Below are 245 nucleotides of genomic sequence, written 5' to 3'. Positions count from 1 at the left end.
CCAAGCGCTTAACCGACGCAACATCCGCTACCACCGTAGTGATGCGACAGAACAATTTGATACCATCACCAGTTTTATCGGACAACGCAGCCTACAACCCACCGCAGTCCACCTACAACGCTGGCAAGCCACAGCCCTCGAACAAGAAGAAGGTGCAGGCTCAGTCCAAAGCAAACACCAACACAGTGACCACCAAGACAATGCCAGCCTAGGCCTCGAACAAGCATGGCACATCAGCCCTGCAT

At 53.9% G+C, this 245-nt stretch carries 1 protein-coding gene; it reads left to right on the top strand.

Translation table 11 applies throughout. The features are described 5' to 3' along the window. On the top strand, positions 1–245 hold a 245-nt coding region (locus tag AC1M89_RS14860; protein WP_481614410.1), incomplete at both ends, for a hypothetical protein.

It is taken from the genome of Acinetobacter sp. ANC_7635, from assembly GCF_056779945.1.
The sequence above is the reverse complement of the archived record's forward strand: the minus strand, read 5'-3'. Positions and strand labels throughout refer to the sequence as shown.